General features: G+C 52.0%; 3 protein-coding genes and 2 pseudogenes. 4 read left to right on the forward strand and 1 reads right to left on the reverse strand.

The features are described 5' to 3' along the window. From B2Y11_RS00865 to B2Y11_RS00880, 4 genes and pseudogenes are all read left to right on the forward strand, one after another. Positions 1 to 997, forward strand: a 997-nt coding sequence (locus B2Y11_RS00865; RefSeq protein WP_291054903.1) for a hypothetical protein, incomplete at its 5' end; no start/stop codon positions are given. A 933-nt stretch (positions 998 to 1,930) separates the two neighbouring features. Next, complete coding sequence (locus B2Y11_RS00870; protein ID WP_291054906.1) at positions 1,931 to 3,211, forward strand: S-layer homology domain-containing protein; 1,281 nt, start codon at positions 1,931 to 1,933, stop codon at positions 3,209 to 3,211. 849 nt (positions 3,212 to 4,060) lie between these two features. Beyond that, positions 4,061 to 4,204 (forward strand): annotated as a pseudogene (locus B2Y11_RS00875) (AAA family ATPase); the annotation flags it as partial. 75 nt (positions 4,205 to 4,279) lie between these two features. Then, on the forward strand, positions 4,280 to 5,083 hold the full coding sequence (locus tag B2Y11_RS00880; RefSeq protein WP_291054908.1) for an ATP-binding protein: 804 nt from the start codon (positions 4,280 to 4,282) through the stop codon (positions 5,081 to 5,083). 1,000 nt (positions 5,084 to 6,083) lie between these two features. On the opposite strand, the pseudogene B2Y11_RS00885 reads toward B2Y11_RS00880, so the two are convergent. Then, a pseudogene (locus B2Y11_RS00885) lies at positions 6,084 to 7,334 on the reverse strand (IS256 family transposase). Positions 7,335 to 8,012: the final 678 nt, after the last annotated feature.

Here is an 8,012-nt window from a genome sequence, read left to right on the forward strand (position 1 = left end):
CAACATTTACTGGTCCGGCGATGCCCGCATGCAGTACCAGCACAAACTGGACGGCGCTAAAGACCATACAGATACCTGGAATGGCCGTATGCGTATCAACACCAAAGCCCAGGTCAATGACAACGTAACCGTTAATGGTCGTTTCGTTTACAACATGGACTTCAAGAAGAGTGCCGATGAAGATGGCACTGCAGAAGATGGTCATGTAGGGATGGATCGCATTTACTCCGAATGGACACCAACCGACCAGACCTATGTACGCATTGGCCGTCAGGGCGTAGCTCTTGACCAGACCGGCACCTTCTGGGATGAAGACGGTGAATACGATGGCATCACCGCTGGCTGGGATAACGGCAAGATCGGCATTGATGCAGGCTATGGCTACCTGAAGTCCGCTTACGAAAACCATGAAGACAGTGAACATGTTCCCTATGCTTCCAAGAACGGCACAGAATCCTGGTTTGCCAAACTCACCGGCCATGTAGCTGAAGGCGCTGATGTGTCTGCCTTCTATCTGGGCGCACCGAAGAAATTTGATGGCTGGGCATACACCGGAGACAAACACGCTGATGTTTGGGGTGTAGGCACCACCATCGGCCTTGGTCACAGCAATTTCACCCTGGATGGAGACTACATCAAGACTCAGCTCAGCGGCACCTATGACGGCAACAAAGCCGATGATCCGGCTCTCTGGACCGCAGGCCTCACCTACGGCGCTGTGGATACCGATAAGCCAGGCACCTGGCAGCTGGGCGTTCACTACGTAAAGGCTGATGCCGGTGCAATGCTCCTGGGCAACTCCGCTCTGGACCTCACCGACCAGCTGGACTACGGCTGGGATAACTGGTCCGATGTACACTTCTGGGTAGCCCGCGCAGGCGTAGCACTCCAGAAGAACGTAGAACTGGACGCTTACTACAACTTCGCAGCCAAAGCTTCCGGCAGCACCGAAGATCCTGACGACACCTGGGGCATCGAACTGAACTACGCATTCTAATGGGAATAAAAAAAAGAACTCCTTCGGGAGTTCTTTTTTTATGGCTTTTTGAACATAAGGCCCTTTCTCCCCGCCCCCCTGAACAAAAGGGTTCTGCATAACCGCGGCGCCAGCCGCGCTTCTTTCTTTAACATGACGGTAGGGTGCCACGGCACTTTCGTCATCTCGAGCGGAGGTACATGCTGCTATAGAAGACAGATGGAAAACGTTCCCATGATACTCTGAGTCGAGAGATCTCCCGCCCCAATGCTTCCTGTACCATGGTGGAGTGAGATTTCTCCACTCCGCTTCGCTTCGGTCGAAATGACGGGGATGGGGGCGGAATTATAAAACCCGTCGCCCCCTGAGCGAAGCGATGCACAGCGAACACATTTTGAAGGAGCGGAGCGACGCACAAAATGTAGTGAGTCGTTTCCCCCTGTGGGGACACAACCCTTGTACACAACCTGCCGCCGTCAGGCGGCCACAACCTTCGGGACGAAGTCCCGTCAACCCTCACACCGAAGGTGTGTCCCAAGCCGCGTCCATAATAAAAAATATCTATATGCACTAAAAGATAAAATTGAATAGCAGTCGCTCTTCTGCCGGCAGAGGGCAGGAAGGGAAAGGGGGAAAATCCCCTTCCTGTCGGCGATTTCAAGGGGAAGCGATGTGGCTGGAAGCTGCTGGAAAGGGGCTCACAATAACCGCAAAAAGGTGGGGCACAGGGGCACTTGATAATAGACCGGAAGTCAGAAAACTTGATTTTAGTCACCATTTATGATACCCTGTACCTAGACCAAAGTCCCACCCTCGGGACAGTAGTCAGGGATAGTACGTGAAGAAGCAGGCAGAGGAAACACGGTCACTCGCGCAAAGGCTTTCAGCGGAACTCCCGGTAGAAAAAATAGAGGGTTCATTTTCTTTTATTTTTTTCAAAAGGAGCGAAGAACTATGAAAAAGATTCTCGCAATCGCTGCTGTAGCAGCACTCACCGCTGGCGTATCCGCTTACGCAGCAAATCCATTCTCCGATGTTTCCACCGATGACTGGGCATACCAGGCAGTATCCGACCTCTCCGACCAGGGCGTGGTAGAAGGCTACCCGGACGGCACCTTCAAAGGCGAAAGAAACATTACCCGTTATGAACTGGCTCAGATCATTGCCCGCCTCATGGCTAAAGAAGATCAGCTGAACGCTGAACAGCGTGCAACCCTGGACAAACTGGCTGGCGAATACGCTGACGAACTGGCTAACCTGGGCGTTCGCGTTTCCAACCTGGAAAAGAAAGTTGGCAACATTTACTGGTCCGGCGATGCTCGTATGCGTTATAAAGACAACAGCACTGCATCCGATACTTGGGATGGCCGTATGAGAATCAACGTTAAAGGCCAGGTTAATGACTCCACCACCATCAATGGCCGCCTGACCTACAACATGGACTTCAAGGATGCTGACTCCAATAATTCCACTTATGACAAGGATACAGAGGCTGGAGATAAGAACAACGGTGTTTACATGGATATCCTCAATGCTAGACACCAGTTTGGTAAAAATGTTGCTGTAACCCTCGGCCGTTATGTAAATAACTTCGGCAACGAATACAGCTGGCGCTTTGGCGATTCCCATAACTTTGACGGCGCTGAACTGGCATATGCAAATAGCAAGTTCGATGCAAAAGTAGGTTTTGGCCAGTTTGATACAAACTACGGCACTGATTCCAACGATGACCAGACCATCAATGATAAGGATGCATTCTATGCAAAGGCCGGCTATAACTTCGGCTTTGCAAAACTGGCTGCAGACTACATTAAATTCCAGAACAACGAAGTTCTCAATGATGAACTCTATGGCGTAGACCTCACCATTCCGGTTGGTGACTTCTATGTTGCTGGTGAATATGTAAAGAACACCACCACAACCCTTAACAAAGATGATGCTTGGAATGCAGGCATTGGCTACGGTGTAGCTAACTGGAAGAAGCCAGGCTCCTTCAACGTTAACCTGATGTACAACGATATCGGCAAAGGCACCTACTTCGGCGGCACCGGCCTCGGCACTGATATCCTCAGCAACCTCAAGGGCGACAAGGAACTGAAATTCTGGAACCTGGGCGCTGACGTAACCCTCGCTAAGAACGTACAGCTCCATGGTGAATACGCATTCGACGCTGACCTCACCGACAGCGAAGATCCGGATGATGCATGGACTCTGTCCCTGAACTACAAATTCTAATTTCTGAAAAGAAAAGAGAATATAGTTTCATAAACAAAGAAGAAGCTCTCGAAAGAGGGCTTCTTTTTTTGTGCTGCTTTCTGTGGAGTCTTGGGAGGTGGGGAACACATAGGGAAAATTGTAAATGGTAAATGGTAAATGAAGGTGGGCGCCTGCCGGCGCCAGTATGAATAAAAGGAGGGTGCATTTCCATCGGGCGCAAGCCCGGTTGTACGGTTTTCCATTTCGCGAAGCGAAATTATACGCTCATCGCCCGCAGGGCGTGTCCAATGCCAATCCACAACCCTCGGCGCCGCAGGCGCCGTCAAATCTAAGAACCTTAAGACCCCTCGGGGCCAAGGGCCCCGTCAACCTTCACGCCTGAAAGGGCGTGTCCCAAGGCGCCCACCACCACCCTCAGCCGCGGAGCGGCTGTCCAACTTAAGAACCTTTTTCTCTCCTATGACTAGAAACTGTTGGAAATCACAAAAATTAGTCATAGAATATCCACGAACATCGATTTCAAAAATATATGGGAATGAAAATGCCGAATATATGGGAATGAAATTGCCGAATATGTGGGAACGGGATAAAATAGGGATAAAGAGATGATTTTATGGATCGAAAAGAATATCATCCCCGTGTGATAGATGTTCAGGTGGAACGGCAGTTATCGGCCTTTGGGGCGGTTTGCATAGAAGGGCCGAAGTGGTGTGGGAAGACATGGACTTCCTGTTATCACAGCAGGAGCAGCGTTTTTCTGGCTGATCCGGCAGGAAATTTCCAGAATCGTGAGCTGGCCCGTTTGGATCCGGCGCTGGTGCTGGAGGGAGAAACCCGCGGCTCATTGATGAGTGACAGGAGGTTCCTGCTTTGTGGGATGCTGTCCGGTACAAAGTGGATGAGAGGAATCAGAAGGGGCAGTTTATTCTTACCGGTTCTGCAACGCCGGTGAATAAGGGAATCCTTCACAGCGGTGCCGGTCGTATTGCCCGTCTTCGCATGCGTCCCATGTCTTTGTATGAATCAGGCCATTCTTCAGGGGCGGTGTCTCTTCAAACGTTATGCAGTGGAGAAGCGAAAGCGGAGATGACCGGTGAGGTGAAGCTCACTGATTTGATTGATTACATCATCCGCGGCGGCTGGCCGGCTAATCAGAAGGGGGATATAGAAGAAGCGGCTCTTTTGCCTAAGGCTTATCTGGATGCCATTCTGGAGGATGATATTTCCCGTCTGGATGGCGTCCGCCGCGATTCTCATAAAATGGAGCTGCTCCTGCGTTCTCTGGCCAGAAATGAATCGACTACCATCAGTACCCGACGCTTGAAGAACGATATACAGGAGGTAGATCATGCAGATATGGACATCAAGACGGTATCATCTTATCTGGACGTACTGCAGAGGCTTTTCCTCCTGGATAACCAGAAGCCCTTCAGCTGGCATGTGAGATCTTCCGTTCGTGTCAAACAGGCGGAAAAATGGCACTTTGCTGACCCGTCGCTGGCTGCGGCGCTGCTCAAGCTGACTCCTGCCATGCTTCTTCACGATCTGGAGACACTGGGATTCCTTTTTGAGGCCCTGTGCGAACGGGACTTACGTATTTATGGAGAAAGCTTTGGGGCAGAATTATATCATTACCAAGATTATAATGAGAAAGAAATCGATGCGGTTCTTGGCTTTAACGACGGCGAATGGGGCGCTTTTGAAATCAAACTGGGCGCCAATCAGATTGATAAAGCAGCAGAGGGGCTTCTGAAGCAGAAAGAAGCCATAGCAGCTGAAAGGGACGGGAAACCGCCCAAAGTACTGGGGGTCATCTGCGGACTGTCCTCTGCCTTTTACCAGAGACCGGACGGAGTTTACGTGATTCCTATTACCGCTCTGCGGCCATGAAATGGAAAATATAGGGAGAGTTTTATTTTCTACCTTAAGGAGAAGCAAAGAAAGCTTGAGGGGAGAAGAAGTGAGTCATATGCTTCCTGTGCCATTGCGGCGTTCTGCCTCGTACACCCTTTTGCCGCTGCGCGGCACTTCCCCCATAGGGAAGCGTGCCACCTCAAGGGGAAACAAGGGGTTGAGGCGGGAGATGTTGAGCCATACTCTTCTTGCCGCATTTCGGCGATTCCCCCTTTGGTGGCTGGCGCCACCACCTTGCCCGGTGGGAAGCATGTCACTGGATTCGCGGGTCGCGGGGCTCCCCTATGAATCCAGTTCCTTTGCCACCCCCGCAGTTCGGTCGGGCAGATAAAAGGAAAGCGCCTTAATGGGCAGGCTAGGCGCCTTACTTTGCCCGACGTGCACATCCTATGCAGGATGTGCACAGTGGCACTATGGACGCTGGGCAATGTGCCACATATGGCGCATCGGAGAAGCATAGAGAGGACCTATTCTGTCCCCTGAATAGGGGTGGCAAGCGAACTTGGGTCACACCAGTGAACTGGATTCGTAGGGGAACGTGAGTGACCTGAGAATCCAGTGAATCGGTGATAGCCGTGCTGTAGGGGAGCGGAAGCGACCTGAGAACCAAGTGAGACGCTTCCCTTTGGGCAAGTCCGGCGGAGCGGGATAGGGGGGGCCGCCGCAGGCGGCCAATTCGGCAGGAGGGGAAGAATAGAAAATGATACGAATGGCTTTATTGGCACAAACCCTTGCGTCCCCTTTAGGCGGAGACCCTGCATAGGGTCTCCGAGTCAGTCAAAGTTGGCCCTTAGCCTGCCCATAAAAGGGCCTACCTTTTGCTTGACTGACCGGTGAAGAGGGCCACGAAGTGGCGAAGGGGTGGACGAGGGTAAGAATAGGAATGGAATGCAAAAGTGGAGCAGGCCGCCTTTCGGGTGGTAGGTCTGTCAAGTCCTTTGTGTAAATTTTTTCTGCTAAATTAAAGTCTTTCTAATCAAATGGACTCCAGGTCCCCCGGCAGTATGCGGTCCGGGTAGTAAACCATCAACTGATTGAGTATCGTGTTCCAATTCTGCACCTTCCCGGTCCACTTCTTCGTAATGTTCTTCATAGCCAGATACAGCGCTTTCTCAAGGGCTGCTTCGGTCGAGAAGATGCACTTAGCCTTGGTATACTTCCGGAGGCCCCGGTTGTAGGCCTCAATGGCGTTGGTGGTGTAAATCAGCTTCCTGAGCTCCTGGGGCAGGTCGTAGTAAGTCGACAGCTCCGCCCAGTTATCTCTCCAGAGCCGGATGACTCCCGGGTAGCGCTTTCCCCACTGCCCTTCAAATGTATCTAAAGCCAGCTCTGCTGCCTCTCGGGTAGGGGCGTTATAAATAGGCTTCATATCCCTTGCCACGGCCCGGCGGTCCTTGAATGGCACCAGTTTGAAACAGTTCCGGAGCTGGTGTACAATGCACCGCTGGATGAGGGAGTTCGGGTAGACGGCCTGGATGGCCTGTGGGAGCCCTTTAAGCCCGTCCACTGCGAAGAGGAACACATCCTCCACTCCTCTTGACTTCATGGAGTCCAGGATGCGTGCCCAGTAGCTGGCGCTTTCGGCATCACCGATCCACATTCCCAGTACCTCACGCTGTCCGAAGAGGTTAACTCCGATGGCGGAATAGTTGGCTTTCTGGATGACGCGGCCATTTTCACGGACATTGAAATAAGCGGCATCCATGTAGATGTAAGCGTATATCCGGCGAAGCGGGCGGTTCTGCCATTACTTGAGCACAGGGATGATGGCATCGGTGATTTCGGAGATTGTCTGGGCGGACATTTCAATACCGTGCAGCTCGCGAATGTGGTTGGCGATGTCCCTCTCCGTCATCCCACTGCCATATAGGGAGATGATCTTCTCATCCAAACCGGAAACATCCAACTGGTTTTTCTTAACTACCTGCGGGGCAAAGGTCCCATCCCTGTCCCTGGGGACGTTCAGTTCAAGCGGTCCGTACTGGGATTTCACCGTCTTCTTGCTGTATCCGTTGCGGCTGTCGTTGGTGTCCTCACCCTCACGATTGTACCGGCTGTAGCCGAGATGCTGGTCCCTTTCGGCTTCCATCATTTTGTTCATAATAGCCCGGCACATTTCCCCGAGGACATTCTGGGGGACAGTGGGCTTTCCTTCTTCCATAAGCTGCTTGACGATGAGATCTGCAGCCTTGTCAAATACAGTGGGTACATAATTTCTTCTGGGCATGGTAAATTCCTCCGTGTTATGTTCTGAATACAGATTCTATCATAAACCGGCACTCATCCCCAACATGGGAGTGGAAGGGTTTACAGGGAGGGGCAATGTGGTAGCCTTGCAGGCCTGCAGCTGCCTTTAGGCATTGCTGCCATAAGGCAAAGGAACCACATTGCCAGAGGCTCCCTGTCGACCCCGTAACGGCTCTCATGCAGGGTCATAAATACCAGGTTTATTAAGGGAATCTAATTTACACAAAGGGTTTTACACTCTCAAAAGCCAATCCCGTAACGCTGACTTTATAAGCATTGCCCGATAGGGCAATCCACAACCCTCGGCCTGAAAGGCTGTCAAACTTAAGAACCTCCGGCCCAGCGGGCCGGTCAATCTTAAGAACCCTTTTCCCCTCCCCCCTGAGCAAAGCGATGCAGCCTTTCTACACAACCCGCGGCGCCAGCCGCGGCCCCTTTTTTATGATCTGCGGCGTCAGCCGCCATCGTCATCTCGAGCGGGGCTGCGTGCCGCTATGGGAGACAGACAGGAACCGCTCCGATGATGCTCTGAGTCGAGAGATCTCCTGCCCCAATGCCTCATGTACCATTGGAGGAAGGAGATTTCTCCACTCTGTGGAGACTCTGCATAGAGTCTCCAAGTCAGCCGAAGTTGGCCTCTAGGGAAGCGCTGATTAAA

Origin of the sequence: Dialister sp. UBA1703, assembly GCA_002320515.1 — a bacterium.
Classification (GTDB): domain Bacteria; phylum Bacillota; class Negativicutes; order Veillonellales; family Dialisteraceae; genus Dialister.